Origin of the sequence: Mycobacterium genavense ATCC 51234, from assembly GCF_000526915.1 — a bacterium.
In the GTDB taxonomy this organism is placed as follows: Bacteria; Actinomycetota; Actinomycetes; order Mycobacteriales; family Mycobacteriaceae; genus Mycobacterium; species Mycobacterium genavense.
In genome coordinates, this window is the sequence record NZ_JAGZ01000008.1 from 67,617 (window position 1) to 83,092 (window position 15,476).

A 15,476-nucleotide genomic window follows, 5' to 3' on the forward strand; every position below is an offset into this window, starting at 1 on the left:
ATGAGATTCCTTTAATTCGAGGGGGTGAACGCGACGTGGACCGCGGTCGGGCTGAACAAGAAGCCGCCCTGCAAGCCGCTGAATTCGACGTCCCCGGCAAGACGCAGGCCGGGCAGGCACCGAAGCATTTCTTCTGTCGCGATCCACATCTCAGCCCTTGCCAGGTGCATACCGAAGCACTTGTGGATGCCGTCACCGAAAGCGAGGTGACGGTTGGCGTTCGGCCGCTCGACGCGAAATTCGTCCGGCGACTCGAACACCGCGGGATCCCGGTTGGCCGCGCCGAAATTCATCATCACCCGCGCGTCGGCCGGCAATTCCACGCCGTGCACCCGAGCCGGACAAGTCGTCTTGCGTCCGATCGCATGAAGCGGCGAGTAGATGCGTAGCGTCTCCTCCACCGCATTGGGAATCAGCTCCGGTTGCTCGATCAGCAGGTCCCGACGGGTGGAATCGGATCCGAGAATGTATGCCATGCTCGCCAGCGCGGAAACCAGCGAGTGGTGCCCGCCCAGCGTCATGGTCACCACGTACATCGCGAGTACCGGATCCCAGCAGCTCGCCCCGGATCTTCACCCGGGTCATCGACGTCAGCGCGTCCTCGCGCGGATTCTCCCTGCGATCCTGAACCTCGGCGATCATCATCGCGACGTAGGCGCCCATTGCGGCATCACCCGCCGGGGTGTCAGCGTTGCGGACCCAGTCCGTCGTCAGCTCCCGCACCCGTTGTTTGGCGACATCGGTGATTCCGAGAACCTCGGCGATGACGCCGACCGCGAAGGGCTCCGAGAAGTCCTCGATGATCTCGCACTCGCCGCGACTGCTGACCGCATCGAGCAGCTCGATTGCGTTTCGTCGGATCATCCCTTCCGCTTTCGAAACTTCGCCGGGCGTCAGGAGGGGCACCATGACCTTGCGGTTGTCGCCGTGCACCGGCGGGTCGAACTCCAATGCCCGAAACGGGGGCCGATCCAGTTCGGGCACGAGGATCCCGTGCGCAGACAAAAACGTCTCGTGGTTCTGGGCGACGGCCCGGACATCGTCGTACCCGGTGAGTGTGTAGAAGCCGCCGTACAGGTCACTGAAATTCACGAGGCATTCTTGTCTCATCGCCACGTAGACGTCGTAGAGCGCCTCACCTTTCAAGGTGTCGTCGTGGTGGTCGTAATCTGCAGCCGAGTGACGTTCCATCTCCATATGGACACCGTGGCTGGAATGAGTCACCAACACATCCGTCAAATTACCGAGCCTGTACTGATTTTCGATGACGTGGACGCGGGCGTTCGCACGAAAAAGCCGACTCTCGCATCGGACGCGGAACCGGTCGGAGCCCTCGCCGCGGTGTAGTGCCGTGGCAGTCACATCACCATGCCACCGTCGACCGGCAGCACCTGCCCGGTGATGTAGGAGGCGGCATCGGACGCCAGGAACACGAAGGCTCCGGCGATCTCATCTGGTTGGGCCCAGCGGCGCAGCGGGATTCGCGCCATCATGGTGGCCGAGAACTTTTCGTTGGTCCGGATCGTCTCGGTCATCGGTGTGGCCACAAGGGGCGCCAGGGCATCGACCAAGATCTGCTTGCGTGCCAACTCGCGCGCAAGAGACTTGGTGAGCCCGATGATTCCGGCCTTGGCGGTGGAATAGTTGACTTGGCCGAGCGTGCCCGTGATACCCGCCGCAGAGGTGACATTGATGATGCGGCCGGTGCCGTCGGTGGGCAGGAAGGGTAGCGCGGCCTGGGCGCAATGGAATGCGCCCAGCACGTGAATGTCGACCAATCGTCGGAAGCTGTCCTCGGAAGTGTCTGCGAACATTGCCGGCGCGGTGATACCGGCGTTGTTCACCAAGATGTGCAGCCTGCCGCCTGTCATTTCGGCGGCTTTGGCGACGACCCCGTCGGCCGATGCACGCTGGGTCACGTCAAGCGGGGCGCTGTCCGCAGTACCGCCCAGCTGGGTGATGCGCTCGGCGACCGCCCTGGCGGCGACATTGTCGACGTCGGTCACCAGCACCGCGGCACCCGCAGCGGCCAGCGCCCGGGCGACCGCCGCCCCGATGCCACCCGCCGCCCCGGTCATCAGCGCCGACCGTCCGGACAGATCGAACGGTGAAATCATCGATGCCCCTGCATAATCAGATCCGAGCCGGCCAGATCCAGCGCGATGTCGACGATCATGTCTTCCTGACCGCCCACCAAACGTCGCCGGCCCACTTCGAGCAGCAACGCGCGGGTGTCGACTCCATAAGTGCGCGAGGCGGTTTGTGCGTGACGCAGAAAAGACGAATACACCCCGGCGTAGCCGAGGGTCAGGGTCTCGCGTCGACTTGAACGGGCCGGTCGCGCAGCGGGCGCACCAAATCGTCGGCGGCATCTTGCAACTCGAGCAGTTTGCAGCCGTGCGACCAGCCATGCAGATCGGCGACCGCCACAAACGCCTCGATGGGAGTGTTGCCGGCCCCGGCGCCCTGTCCGGCCAGCGAAGCATCCACCCGGACCGCGCCTTCTTCGACGGCCACCACGCTGTTGGCAACCGACAGCGACAGGTTCTCATGGGCGTGCACGCCGATCTGAGTCTCGGGTTTCAACACGTCGCGGTAGGCACGGACGCGCGCCCGCATTCCGTCCATCGTCAGCCGCCCGCCGGAGTCGGTGACGTAAACGCATTGCGCTCCATGCCATTCCATCACCTTAGCCCGGGCGGCTAATTGCGCCGGGTGGGCCATGTGGCTCATCATCAGAAAGCCAGACACATCCATCCCCAGTTCCCTGGCGGTCGAGATGTGTTGGGCGGCAATGTCGGCTTCGGTGCAGTGCGTGGCAATACGCACCGACCGGACTCGCAGCGAGTGCGCGTGTTTGAGCTCGGCGATGGTGCCGATGCCGGGCAGCAGCAACGTTGTCAACACCGCGTTTTCGACGATCGCGGCGGCGGCCTCGATCCACTGCCAGTCGGTGTGGCTGCCCGGACCGTAGTTCAGCGATCCACCGGCCAGGCCGTCACCGTGCGCGACTTCGATAGCGTCCACGCCCGCCGCATCGAGGGCCGCCGCGATGCGTGCGACGTCCTTCGGGTCGATCCGGTGGCGGATGGCGTGCATGCCGTCGCGCAGGGTGACGTCTTGAATGTACAACGCGGAGTTCATTTCCGGGCCTCAGCGAACTGAGCGTCCAATTGCCGCTGTGCGATCGATTCGGCGACCCGCAACGCGGCGGAGGTCATGATGTCGAGGTTGCCGGCGTACGACGGCAAATAGTGGGCGGCGCCTTCCACTTCCAGAAAGACCGACACCCTGGTACGTACCGGGCCCGCACCGTCAGGCACCAGAGTATGGACGGGTTCATCCGGTGCGACCGGGTGAACTGGACCTGCTGTTTGAGTCGATAGCCGGGTACATAGCCGCGGACCCGGTCGACCATCGTGCCGATGGAGGCCGCGATCGCGTCATGGTCGGCGTCACCGATCGGGCAGAAGACGGTGTCACGCATGATCAACGGCGGCTCGGCGGGGTTGAGGATGATGATGGCCTTGCCCCGCGCCGCTCCCCCGACCGATTCGACGGCCTGTGCGGTGGTTTCGGTGAATTCATCGATGTTGGCCCGTGTTCCGGGACCCGCCGACTTCGAGGCGATCGAGGCCACAATTTCGGCGTAGTGCACCGCGGAGACCGCGGCGACGATCGGGATAGTGGCCTGGCCTCCGCACGTCACCATGTTGACGTTGGTGGCCCCGGCATCCAAGCAGGCGTGCAGGTTGACCGGTGGGACCACCATCGGGCCGATCGCCGCGGGCGTCAGATCGATAAGCGTCTTGCCGTACGACGCGAGTGCGCTGGCATTGGCGAGGTGAGCCCGGGCGGAGGTTGCGTCGCACACGATGCCGATGTCTTCGAATCCGGGCAACTCGACGAGCCCGGCCACGCCGTCGTCGGTGGTCGCAATGCCCACCCGCGCCGCTCGGGCCAGACCATCGGAAGCGGGATCGATTCCGACCAGCGCGGCCATTTCAAGGTGCTTGGATGTCCGCAAGATCTTGATCATCAGATCCGTGCCGATGTTGCCCGATCCGATAATGGCGACTCTTGTCTTGTTCACGTCTCCTCCAGAATTGATAAATGGGCGGAAATCGGCCCCAGTGGCGCGATTTCGGCGTGAATGCGGGTACCTGGCGGCGCGGCGACCATTGGGCCCAGCGCGCCCGACAGCACAATCTGGCCGGCCCGCAGCGGCTCGCCGTAACGTGCCGCGGCGCGGGCCAGCCAGGCGAGAGCGTTGAGCGGGTCGCCCAGGCAGGCCGATCCATCACCGTGTGATACCAGTTGATCGTCGACGTACGTCCGCATCGTCGCCGCGCGCGACTCGAACTCATCGAGAGTCAGGCGTCGGCTGCCCAGCATGAACAAGCCCGCCGATGCATTGTCGGCGACGGTGTCGGCAATGGCGATGTCCCAGTTGCCGATGCGGCTGTCGACGATCTCCAAGGCTGCGGTCGCGTAGTCGACCGCAGCACAAATGTGCGCGGTGTCGTCGAAGCCGCCGACGAGATCGGCCCGCAGTACGAATGCGATCTCGGCCTCGACCTTGGGTTGCAGCAGCCGCTGTGACGGAACCGATGCCGCGGCACAGACCTCCATATCGGCCAGCAGCACCCCGAAATCCGGTTGGTCGACTCCGAGTTGCCGCTGGACAGCCGGCGACGTCAGCCCGATCTTGCGTCCGACGATCACCGCACCCTCGGCGACGCGCCGATCGATAAGCTGCCCCTGCACGGCGTAGGCGGCGTCGATGTTGTCCGCACCGAGCAACCCGCGTACCGGAGCGATCGGCTGCCGCGTCAGCGCGGCCGACTCCAGCTTGTCGACGACATCGCGGATGGCGGTGTCGGCAAACTTGTCGTGCGCCGTCACCACGGCAGTTGGCTGACGTCGTGGGTGCGGCAACGCGAAACGCTCACTTGAGCACCACCACCGAGCGCAACACCCGGCCGCTGTGCATCTTGGCGAACGCGTTCTCGATGTCTTCGAGTCCGAGCGCTCGGAGACGAACCTATCCAGCGGGAGCCTGCCCTGCAGGTACAGCATGACCATGGTGGGAAAGTCCCGCTCCGGCAAGCAATCGCCGTACCACGACGATTTCAGCACTCCGCCGCGGGAGAAGAAATCCACCAATGGCAGGTCAATGCGTACGTCCGGGGTCGGAACACCCACCAGCACAACGGTTCCACCGAGGTCCCGACCATAGAACGCCTGCGTCCAGGTCTCGGGGCGTCCGACCGCGTCGATCACCACGTCGGCGCCGAAACCGTCGGTCAGGTCTTGGATCGCCTCGACGACGTTGCTACGACGCGCGTTGACGGTATGGGTTGCACCGAAGTCTGTGGCCCAGTCCAGTTTGGTGTCATCGGTGTCGACGGCGATGATCTTGCGCGCGCCGACGAGCCGGGCGCCCGCGATAGCGGCGTCGCCCACTCCGCCGCAGCCGATCACCGCGACGGTGTCGTCGCGGTTCACCGCGCCGGTGTTGATGCTCGCGCCGAGGCCGGCCATTACTCCGCACCCCAGCAGCGCAACCACCGCGGGGTCCGCCGCCGGGTCGACTTTGGTGCACTGTCCTTGGTGCACAAACGTTTTGTCGATGAGGGCACCGATACCCAGCGCGGGTGTGAGCTCGGTGCCGTACGTCAGCGTCATCGCCTGTGCGGCGTTGTGGGTGTCGAAGCAGTACTGTGGGCGACCCCGCCGGCAGGCGCGGCATTGTCCACAGACGGCACGCCAGTTGAGTACTACGAAGTCGCCGGGTTCGACGGCTGTGACACCGGTGCCCACCGTCTCCACGACGCCGGCCGCCTCGTGGCCAAGCAGGAACGGGTAGGCATCGCTGATCCCGCCGTCGCGATACGTCAGATCGGTGTGACAGACCCCGCACCCGCTGATTGCCACGATTACTTCGCCCGGGCCGGGATCGGGGACGAGCACGTCGACCAGCTGGACGGGCTCGCCCCTTTTCTTCGACACCACTCCGCGCACCATCTGGGTCAAATCGATTCTCCTTGTGTGTTGTCGCTTTTCGGTCGCGCTACTTGATCCGGGCGGCCAGGTCCGCCGACATGGCCCGCAGTTGTGGTGCCCAGGAGGACCAGCCGTGGTCACCGGTGACCGGGAAATCGAAGTGCCCGTTGCGGCCGCCCGCCGCAACGTAGTGGGCGTAGAAGACGCGGCTGCTGCCCTGAGCCTGCTCGGGGTAGCCGATCATCGCAACCTCGTCACTGGCGGTCAGGGTTTGCGGACTGTAAACCCACAGCCGGGTGTTGTTGTCTATCAACGCCTGTACGTGCACGTCCGGGTCGTGCCATTTCCAGTGCCCCAACTGGGGTAGTCCCCACATGTTGCGGATGTCGGCGCCGCCGAACCTCATCATTCCCGCACTGATCGCCCCGTTCAGGATGGTGTTGGACGGGGTCAGGAAGCCCGACATCGAGCCCGCATAGCTGAAACGATCGGGGTGGAACTCCGCCAGCATCAGCGCGCCGGTGCCGCCCTGGGCGGCCCCGACCACCCCGTGCCCACCCGTGGCCAGGCCCCTGTTGGCGGCCAACCAGGCCGGCAGCTCGGCGGACAGAAAAGTATCTCACTGCCGGCTGGGATCCTGCTCCCAGTCGGTATAGAGGATGTAGGCGCCGCCGGCCGGGGCTACTACCGAGATGCCTTTTCCCGCAAGCGTGTTCATCGAGTCGCCGGCACTCACCCAGGTGCTCACCGCATCACCGGCGTCAAATGCGTCCAACAGATACACCGCGTGCGGTCCCTCGGCCATGAAAGCGACCGGGATGTCACGCCCCATCGCCGCCGAGGGGACCATCAGGTAGTCGACCGTGCCGGCGCGCGCATACGCCGCGGTCAACAAACACAGCGTCGATGCCGCCGCCATGGTGGCGCGCAGCAGCGTGGTTCCGACCTTAATTGAGATCCTCCTACACCTGCGGGTAGGCCGGCGGTGGATACACCCCTCGTAGGATCCACGCAAACAATCGATGCCGCACTCTAATTCGTCGCTGACGTCGTAATCGAGACTGGGATCCATTAATCTTGTCTCCTATCGATTCAACTTGTAGGCGAAAGCTGCTGGGGCACAATCCCTTCGATTGAACCGTTCATATCGGACGTCCGTACACGGCCACTACCACCGTGCGATCCGGGCGGCTGCCCGACCAGACTCCGATCTGGGTATAGCTGCAGTTCTGCATGATGGCCAGGTAGGACGGGTTGTAGTACCACTGGTTGATCAGCTCGATGCCGCTGATGACCAACGCTGGGTTGATGGCAACGGTTTCGGCCACCGTGCCGTGATACCCGGCAGTCGCGGCGCGGTCGGCCACCGAAGATCCGTCCGAGCCGGGGTCACCGTCGAGTGAGTAGTTGGCAAGCAGGTCGTCGGTGTGCCATTGCGCGGCCAGCCGAAGGGGTGGGCTGACGCGTAGGTCCTCAGTGCAGCCGGCGTGTCGGTGAATCGTCTACACATTCGAGACCACACTGGCGTTCAAGCGGCTGTTGTCGGCGTGCGCCTGCGGCAGACCAACAGGGTCGCGAACCATCAGCGGCGCCGACATCGCCGCGACCAGCCGTCGCCGGTGCCTCGGCCGGCCCATGTCGGTGACTCTGTTCATCACTGCTCCAAGGAATTTGCGCGTCGGGACTAGGTCGTGGTGGGGCGGTAGCCGCCGGCGGAATTGCGCAGTTGCCAGATCAAGGCCGGGCACAGCTCATTGGTCGCCTGGGCGATCAGATAAGACGCCTGATAGTCATCGGAGGTGCCCAGATCGGCCTTGACGTCACCGGTCAGCCGGCTATATGCACGCCCCGACGCGATCTTGTCGCAGATGCGGTGCCCGTAGCCGAGTGCATCCGCAGCGCTGGTGAAGCGGTAACCGGGCCAGACCGCCACGTTGACCAGATACGCCGTCGCGTCGGCGTTCACAGTGACCGCCGGCACCAGCATGGTTGCCAGCACGGACGCGGCCAGACCCCCGACAGCGCTGGTCACGAAGCTCATTTCGGCTCGAATCCTGCTACCAGCCAACGGTTCCCAAGTTTGTCGAGAGTGACTTCGACCACCGACGCGGTTTGGGTCGGGGCATCGGTGCCGATCACGATGGCCTGGTCGACGAACAGCACCACCACCGCGTGGTTGGCACTGGCCGACTCCGACACCGCGGCGGCCACCGTGGCGGCAACGGAGATCTTCTTTTCTCTCGCACCGGGAATCACGACGTCGTGAATCAACGAGGTGTAGGAGTCGTGGAACGTTCCGGTGAGTCGGTCGCTGGCGGCCGTGAGTTTCTGTTCGACGCTGTCGGGGGTGTAGGACAACATCGCGACGGTGCTGTCCTTGGCTGCCTGAACCGATTCGACCGCCGCTCGACTCGCCGCCGCCGCCCTGGCGTCGAGATATTTCACGTAGACCGCCACCCCCGACAGCACCGCCACTAGTACGAAGGTCCCGTCCCCGACGGCAAAAACCCTGCGATCGGGATGATCGCGCCCGGTTTCGTCGAAGTCGTTGTCCGACAGCTCAGTTTTTTCATTCTGCTTCGGCGTATCGGCCTGGGCACCGGCACGTTGAGTGCGTGGTCGAACCCTGAGCCTGCCCAAGGCGGTCAGCAGGGATCGCAAGCCGCGCCGGGCACCGCCCTCGTGGTCTACTGCCGCGAGATTCTCATTCGCGGTCACGGTACGAACTCCACGTTGGACACCTTTACCTCCTGCCCGACTTTCTGCACCGAGATCCGCATCCGCCACAGTCGCGTCTTTTGTTCGGCCACAACAGCATTGGAGATCCGAACACTGACCGAGACCAGCACTTGGGCCTCGGTGTCTGTGGCCGACTCCAGCCCGGCCGCGGTGATTGTTCCCTGGGATGTCGACTGCACCTGCTTGACCACGTCGATCAGCGGCTTGGATCGGTTGGCGAAGTCGTCGTGGAAGGCGCCGATGGCCGAGCCGAGGACGCGCTGCACGTCGGCGTCGGCTTGCCGCCAGTCGATGGAGGTGAGGTTCAGGGCACCCTGCCGACCCGCGGCCAAGAACATCGCGCGTTGCTGGCTGACCCGCTCGGAATGGTAGGCCCTCCATCCGAGCCACCCGGCGACGCCGGTGACGATCATGATCATGATGAGCCCGACGAACAGCGACTGCCGGCGTAACGGTATTCGTCTGCGCGGCTGTGGTTTCGGCGCGTCGTCGATGACGTCGGTGTCATCGACCCCGGCTTGCTGGATGTCGGTTGTCATTTCAGCGTCCTGTCTGGGGAATCAACATGTCCTGCCAGCTGTGCTGGACCGGAACGTTGGCGGCCAGATCGGCCTGGGTGTGCTGGCGCCCGTCGGGGCCCGTGTAGGTTCCGGTGGCGGGGTCATAGATGGCCGCGGCGATCGGCGGAGGTGCCTGCGCGGCAGCACTCGGCGGCAGCTGCGGAACGCCCTGCCCGACAGCGTCGCGTTCGGGTCGCCCTTCCAGTTGTATCCGTCGTTCAGCGGAACGTAATTGTCGTTGCTTTCACACATCTGGACCGTCGGCGCCCGCTTGCCCGGCCTGGTCAGACACGGCAGGTTGTGCGCACCCCGGACGTTGAGCAACGAATCCTGTGGCACTCGGCAGTACATGTCACCGGGCAGTCGGTCCGGGTAGTCCACCTCGCTCGGCGAGCGCACTTGGTTGGGCGGCAGAAATCCGGTGGTACACGGCGGCGGAAGATTCACGTTTAGGTTGAACAACAGGTAGGTGCCCTTGTAGGCCTGCTTGGTGTCCCGGTCGGCCAGTGTCGAGCCCTGCAGCATCTCGACCAGTGGCGGCATGAGCACCAACAACTGCTCGATGCTCGGTTGATAGGTGAGCGCCACCTGCCCGACGCTGGCCAGGTTCGCCGCCAGGATCGGCAACGTCCGCTTCAGCCGGTCCAACAGCCGGCGAGCTTCATCGACGGCGTCCGGACCGGTGTTCAGCAAGCCGCGCATCGAACTGTCCTGGGCCGCAAGTTCGCCCGTGATTTGCGCGACGTTCGCAGCCCACGCCCGGATCGCGTCCGAGGTGTCGACCTGGGTATCCAGGATCGGTTTGGACTGGTCGATCAGGGTGGTCAACGCGGCCAGATTGGTGCGCGCATCGGCCGCCAGGGTGGTGGTACCTTTCACCAGGCGCGCCAGCTCGGGGCCCAAACCGCCGACGGCCGTGTAGGACTCGTCGATCGCCGTTCTCAGGTTGTCGTGCGGGATGGCCGACAGTCCGGCGTTGGTGGCACTCAGCAGCGAGTTGATGTCGGGCGGTATGCTGGTGCGCCCCACCGGAATCACGTCACCGTCCCTGAGCGCGGGACTGTCGCCGCTTCGGGGAACGAACTCGATGAATTGCTCGCCGACGGCGGTTTGACTGTGCACCTGGGCTTGTAAGTCCGCGGGGATGCGCATGCCCGACCTCAGCGAGAGCACTGCCGCCACGCCGGTCGGGGTCAGGCCGACGTCCTCGACGCGCCCGACTTCGGTGCCGCGGTAGGTGACGTTCGCGTTGGGGTAAAGGCCAGCGGCCGTGGGTAAGTCAACGGTCACTCGGTAGTGACCGATACCGAAGAACTGGTTTCCCAGATCGAGATACCGGAACATCATGATGCCGCCCGCGACGAGGGCGATCACCGCGAACACGGCCAACTGCAATCGGACGCGCAATGTCAAGTGCATCATGTCAGGGCCCCTGATCGAATCGGTAGGGCGCCAGCAGGGGATTGCCCGCGGTGTAGGGGCTGGGAAGCACCCCGACGGTGCGACCCCACTGCATCTCGAGTTTGGTGAGGTTGCCTTCCCAGCGCGTCCTGGTGAAAAACGAAGTGTCAAGCCGGCTCAGGGTCAAGTCGACGACCAACGTCACGTTCGCGTAATCACCGCGGAACCACTTGGTCAACGTGTCCTTCGCGAACGGGTAGGTGGTGAACAGGTTCAGCGACCGGGTCAGAGAGCGTCCGGCGTTGCCCAGCGATTCCAGCACCGGGCCAAGGTCTTTGAGCTCGGCCACGATCGCGGCTTTGGTCTGCCGCACCGAATCAGCGGCGAGTGCGCTGAATTTGCCCAGCTGATCGACGGCGTCGATCAGGGTGTCGCGTTCGCTGTTCGATGTCGCCAACGCGTCGGGAATCGTGTCCAGTCCGCGGTCGATGACGGGCTTCTGTGCCGCGAACTTAGTGAGCAGCGCGTTGAGACTGTCTGTCGCGGCAATGATGTCGTGGGTTTGCGCATTGACCCGGCCGATGAAGGTGTCCAGTTGCGCCAGCAGCGTGCGCAGCGCATCTTCGCGGCCGCCGAAGGCGGTGGTCAACGCGACGGTGACGTCCTGGACCTGGCCCAGCCCGCCTCCGTTCAGCAGCAGCCCGGCGGACGCCAGTGTCTGCTCGGTGGACGGGTACGCCTTGCTGGCCGACAACGGAATCAGCGATCCCTGGTGCAACTGACCGCGTGGCGGTTCGTCGGTGGGTACCGCCAACTCGATGTGCAGCGATCCCAGCAGGCTGGTCTGCCCATGGGTGGCAGTCGTATTCGCGGGCAGCTTCACATCATGGTTGAGACTCATGGTCACCAGCGCGTGCCAATCCTGACGCTCGATCCTGGTGACGGTGCCCACGGTGACGTCGCCGACCCGCACCCGCGAGTTTGGCTGGATCGTATCCACGTCGGGCATCTGGGCCACGATGGTGAACGATCCCGCCCCGCGACCCTCCGTGCCGGGCAACGGCAGCGAGTTCAACCCCCGCCAGCCGCACCCGGACAGGGCGGCAGCCAACCCGACGAGGATGACCACGACGCGACAGCGGATAGGGGTTCTCATTGCCGGCCGCCTTCGCCGGGCATCATCATGCCCTGCAATCCGGCCGCCGGATCAGCCTGCTGCACGGGCGGCACGTAATCCGGGCGCATCCAGTCTTCGCTGTAGGTGATCTCGTTGGGCCGCGCGGCAGCGCCCACGAACGGATTGACACCGAGCGGAAGGAAGTTGACCTGACGGTTCTTGACGATGGGGGCCAGATACTGCACGCACAGCTTGGCCGACTGCTCGGCGCCCAATCTGGAAGCGGCCTGGATTGCTCCGCACAGGAAGTTGATGGGGTCTGCGAAGTTGTTGACCGCCAGCGCACCGCTGAGCGTGCCCTGCGCGGGTTGATAGAGGTTGACGGCGTTGCTCGCGGTGGTCGGCAGCATGTGCAGCAGCTGCTTGATGTCACCGAGGCCGTCGACCAGGGTCTGGGACACCGCGGCCAACTTTTCGGTAGTGGTGCCCAACATGTCGCGGTTGTCGGCGACGAACGTCTTGACTTCGGCCACCACGTCGTTGAGATCCTCGATGGCGCTTGCGATCTCGTTGGGATCATTGCCAGCACTCCGGTGACCGCGGCGAGGTTCTCGTTGAGTTGGCGAATCAGAGTCGTGCTGCCCTGCAGCGCCGACACCAGGGTGGCCAGATTCTTGACCGAACCGTAGGCGTCGGTGCTGTGGTCGGCTAACGCCGACAACGCTTTGGACAGCTTGACGAGCGCTTCACGAATCGTGGCTCCCTGTCCGCGTAGATTGTCGGCAGTGGTGTTGACCAGCGAGCCCAGTGTGCTGACCCCGCCGGACTCGGTGGGCTGCAGCAGGCGGGTCAGGCGCTCGAGTTGGCCACGGAAGTCGTCCCACTCCATCGGCACCGCGGTGCGGTCCTCGCCGATGACCGCGCCGTCAGCCAGGGTTGGTCCGCCACGGTAAGGCGGGGTCAGCTGGATGGCTCGCGACGTGACCAGCGTGGGAGACAGAATCACCGCCTTGGCGTCGGCGGGCACCTTGTACTGGTCGTCCACCCAGAAGTGGATCTTCACCCGATCGGATTCGGGTTCGATCGCGTCGATGCTACCGACCTTGACACCCCGGATTCGTACATCGTCACCGGCGAACACACCGTTGCTGTTGGGAAAGTAGGCGACGGCGTGGATCCGGCCGACCTGACGGGCAGCCCCGAGCACCAGGTAGGTGGCCGCGGCGATCACGACGACCAACGCGGCCGCAAAAGCCGACCGCAACCAGCGCGGGCGGTTCATCCGGCGACCCCCGCGGTCGGTGCGCCGGGCTCGCCGGGTGCGGGTACGAATACCGCTGTGGGCGTGGGCTGTACAGGTGTCTGCTGGCCAGGCAGCAGCGCGGGCGGCCCGGGTGGGGGCCCGCCCGGAGGCGGCGCCGGGAGCGGCTCGCGGTAGGGGTAACGCGGATCTCCCGGTTTGCCGGTGATGGCATCGGGCAGCGTCAGATGCGGCTGGCCGCCCTGGCCGGTGCGCGGATACGGCACGGGCAGGGCCGGCGTTCCCGGCTGACCGGTCTGCGAGTCGGTCCGCTGCGAGGGCAACAGCACATTCGGATCCAGGCCGAGGTCAGAAAACGCGACGTCGACGAAAGGCTGGATGAACTGTCCGGGCAACAGGTTGACGACGTAAGCCTTGAAAAACGGTCCGGACGAGATTGATTCGCCGAAGGACATCACGTATGTGTTGAGACCCTTGAGCGATTTCTGGACTTCGGCCTTGCGGTTGTCGATGGTGGCCAAGACACCGTTCAGTTTGTCCAGCGCGGGTTTGAGCGTCGCGCGGTTGTCTGCGATGAAGCCGTGCAACTGCGCAGCCAACGCGGAGATGTGCCGCGAGATCTGGTCCAGTGCAGCGCTTTGGCCTCGCAGCGCAGCCAGCACCGCGTTGGAGTCCCGGATAAGCCGCACCACTTCGTCGGTGCGCGAGGACAGCACCGTGGTCGCGTTGGCGGCATTGGACAACAGGCTGCGAAGCTGCGCGTCGCGTTCGTTGAGGGTCTCAGAGAATCGAGCGACGCCTTCCACGGCGACCTTGAGCTGCGGCGGCGTGTCGTGCAGCGTGGTCGCCAGGGTCTTCAGCGCATCGGAGAGTTGATTCGTATTGAGCCCGCTGATGGTTGCGGTCAGATCACCGAGTGCGTCGGGTAGTTGATACGGGGAGGTGGTGCGCTGCAGCGGGAGGTGCCGTTCAGGTGACCGTCGCCACGGGGGGTGACCTCCAGGACTTTGTTACCGAGCAGGCTGATCGATTTGATCGCCACCTCGGTCTGTTCGCCCAGCCGGACGTCGTCGGCCACCGTGAAGGAAACCAAAACGCCGTGAGGGTCCAGACCCATGGATTTGACCTGACCGGACTTGAACCCGAGCACTTGCACCGGAGCACCTGTCGTCAGACCACCCGCCTCATCGAAATATGCCGAATATGTTGTGCCGGAGGACGAGGGGAGCCGGTTGTAGTTCAGCGCGGCCACCGTCAGAGCGGACACCACGACGATGGTCGCGATGCCGACGATGACCGGGTTGCGGTCTCGGAAGGGCTTCATCGTGGTGTGCACCTGCCCGTGTCCTGCCCGGCGACCTTGATGAAGACCGGCTGACCTCCCTTGCCGTTGACCTTGAGGATCAGGTCGCACATGTAGAAACTGAAGAAGTCGCCGTTGAGGGCCTGCCGACCGAGCACACGGTAGGCGTCGGGCAGCGTCTTGAGCAGGTCATCAAAGAAGTCGTGATCCGCTACTACGTTGCCGGCGGTACGGTCGGTCCCGTGCACGGTTTTCTGTAATGGAGCCCGCGCCTGGGACAGCAGGTCGGCGCGCGAGCCCGCGGCCTCGTTCCCATAGGCGACGCTGTTGACGAGGTCTTGCTTGCGTTCGGCCAGCGCGTGCACCAGTTGCGACAGCGAATCGATCGCGGCGCCGAACTTGTCGCTGTGTCCGCCAGGGACCCGAGCACGGTATTGAGGTTCACCACGACCTGTCCGATCAGCGCGTCGCGGTCGGCGAGCGTGTTCGTCAGCGACGCGGTTTGCGCAAGGATCGATCCGATCGTCGCGCCTTGGCCCTGGAACGCCGCAATGAGTTGGGAGGTAAGCGTATTGACCTGAGTAGGGTCCAGCGCGCGCAACAGCGGCCGGAAACCACCGATCAACGCATCGAGATCCAGTGCCGGCGCGGTGTTCGCGACCTTGATGGTGCCGCCGGGCGGGAGTTTCGCCGTTGGTCCCGGGCCTTCCTCGAGGGCCAGATAAGGCCCGCCGATCAAGTCGGCATACCGGATCACCGCCTTGGTGCCCTGGGTGAGGACCACCGAGTCGTCGGCGGATAAGGTCACCCGCACCATGTCGTCGTTGGCGATCTGGATGTTTTTGACCTTGCCGACTTCCACACCGGCGATGCGCACGAAATTCCCGTTCTGCAGTCCGCTGACGGTGGTGAAGACGGCGTTGTAGGTCCTCTCGTTCTCAAATCGCAGTTGTCCGTAGATGGCGACCAGCGCGAACGCGCCGATCCCACACACCACGACGAAGGCCGTGAGGTGCAACAGAAGCCCTGTTAGGTTACGCCGCAAGGAAATTCACCTTTCGTACTCGTGGGTTTGGGTAGGCGGGCCCC

Annotated in this window: 8 protein-coding genes and 9 pseudogenes; 1 reads left to right on the forward strand and 16 read right to left on the reverse strand. The window is 64.6% G+C overall.

What is annotated here, in order from left to right; all coding sequences use genetic code 11:
• Nucleotides 1–11 precede the first annotated feature (11 nt).
• Complete coding sequence (locus tag T428_RS0117450; RefSeq protein ID WP_025737484.1) at nucleotides 12–536, reverse strand: cytochrome P450; 525 nt, start codon at nucleotides 534–536, stop codon at nucleotides 12–14.
• Between T428_RS0117450 and T428_RS0117455 the strand changes: the two genes are divergently transcribed.
• Nucleotides 520–1,347 carry a hypothetical protein gene (locus tag T428_RS0117455; RefSeq protein ID WP_156942983.1) on the forward strand — a complete coding sequence of 276 codons (828 nt, stop codon included), beginning with the start codon at nucleotides 520–522 and terminating at the stop codon, nucleotides 1,345–1,347. The genes T428_RS0117450 and T428_RS0117455 overlap by 17 nt on opposite strands.
• An 11-nt stretch (nucleotides 1,348–1,358) precedes the next feature.
• On the opposite strand, the gene T428_RS0117460 is transcribed toward T428_RS0117455, so the two are convergent.
• The 15 genes and pseudogenes from T428_RS0117460 to T428_RS29130 form a co-directional block, all read right to left on the reverse strand.
• Nucleotides 1,359–2,117, reverse strand: a complete 759-nt coding sequence (locus tag T428_RS0117460; protein ID WP_025737486.1) for an SDR family NAD(P)-dependent oxidoreductase — start codon at nucleotides 2,115–2,117, stop codon at nucleotides 1,359–1,361.
• Nucleotides 2,114–3,144: pseudogene (gene dmpG, locus T428_RS29085) on the reverse strand (4-hydroxy-2-oxovalerate aldolase). Before dmpG ends, T428_RS0117460 begins: the two are co-directional and overlap by 4 nt.
• Nucleotides 3,141–4,039: pseudogene (locus T428_RS29090) on the reverse strand (acetaldehyde dehydrogenase (acetylating)). The pseudogenes dmpG and T428_RS29090 overlap by 4 nt, the downstream one beginning before the upstream one ends.
• Nucleotides 4,040–4,089: 50 nt before the next feature.
• Nucleotides 4,090–4,632: a 2-keto-4-pentenoate hydratase gene (locus T428_RS33290; protein WP_245604977.1), complete on the reverse strand. Its 543-nt coding sequence runs from the start codon at nucleotides 4,630–4,632 to the stop codon at nucleotides 4,090–4,092.
• A 316-nt stretch (nucleotides 4,633–4,948) separates the two neighbouring features.
• Nucleotides 4,949–6,036 (reverse strand): annotated as a pseudogene (locus T428_RS33295) (S-(hydroxymethyl)mycothiol dehydrogenase).
• A 37-nt stretch (nucleotides 6,037–6,073) separates the two neighbouring features.
• Nucleotides 6,074–6,958, reverse strand: a pseudogene (locus T428_RS29100) (alpha/beta hydrolase-fold protein).
• A gap of 10 nt (nucleotides 6,959–6,968) precedes the next feature.
• A pseudogene (locus T428_RS36150) lies at nucleotides 6,969–7,604 on the reverse strand (CAP domain-containing protein).
• An 86-nt stretch (nucleotides 7,605–7,690) separates the two neighbouring features.
• Nucleotides 7,691–8,047 carry a DUF732 domain-containing protein gene (locus tag T428_RS0117495; protein WP_025737489.1) on the reverse strand — a complete coding sequence of 119 codons (357 nt, stop codon included), beginning with the start codon at nucleotides 8,045–8,047 and terminating at the stop codon, nucleotides 7,691–7,693.
• Nucleotides 8,044–8,724 (reverse strand): hypothetical protein, encoded by a 681-nt coding sequence (locus T428_RS34815; RefSeq protein WP_025737490.1) that lies wholly within the window; start codon nucleotides 8,722–8,724, stop codon nucleotides 8,044–8,046. The genes T428_RS0117495 and T428_RS34815 overlap by 4 nt, the downstream gene beginning before the upstream one ends.
• Nucleotides 8,721–9,284 carry a hypothetical protein gene (locus T428_RS0117505; RefSeq protein ID WP_025737491.1) on the reverse strand — a complete coding sequence of 188 codons (564 nt, stop codon included), beginning with the start codon at nucleotides 9,282–9,284 and terminating at the stop codon, nucleotides 8,721–8,723. Before T428_RS0117505 ends, T428_RS34815 begins: the two co-directional genes overlap by 4 nt.
• A gap of 1 nt (nucleotide 9,285) precedes the next feature.
• Nucleotides 9,286–10,724: pseudogene (locus tag T428_RS29115) on the reverse strand (MCE family protein).
• A 4-nt stretch (nucleotides 10,725–10,728) separates the two neighbouring features.
• On the reverse strand, nucleotides 10,729–11,862 hold the full coding sequence (locus tag T428_RS0117515; RefSeq protein WP_025737492.1) for an MCE family protein: 1,134 nt from the start codon (nucleotides 11,860–11,862) through the stop codon (nucleotides 10,729–10,731).
• Nucleotides 11,859–13,105: pseudogene (locus tag T428_RS29120) on the reverse strand (MCE family protein). The gene T428_RS0117515 and the pseudogene T428_RS29120 overlap by 4 nt, the downstream one beginning before the upstream one ends.
• A pseudogene (locus T428_RS29125) lies at nucleotides 13,102–14,408 on the reverse strand (MCE family protein). The pseudogenes T428_RS29120 and T428_RS29125 overlap by 4 nt, the downstream one beginning before the upstream one ends.
• A pseudogene (locus tag T428_RS29130) lies at nucleotides 14,405–15,432 on the reverse strand (MCE family protein). Before T428_RS29130 ends, T428_RS29125 begins: the two co-directional pseudogenes overlap by 4 nt.
• Nucleotides 15,433–15,476: the final 44 nt, after the last annotated feature.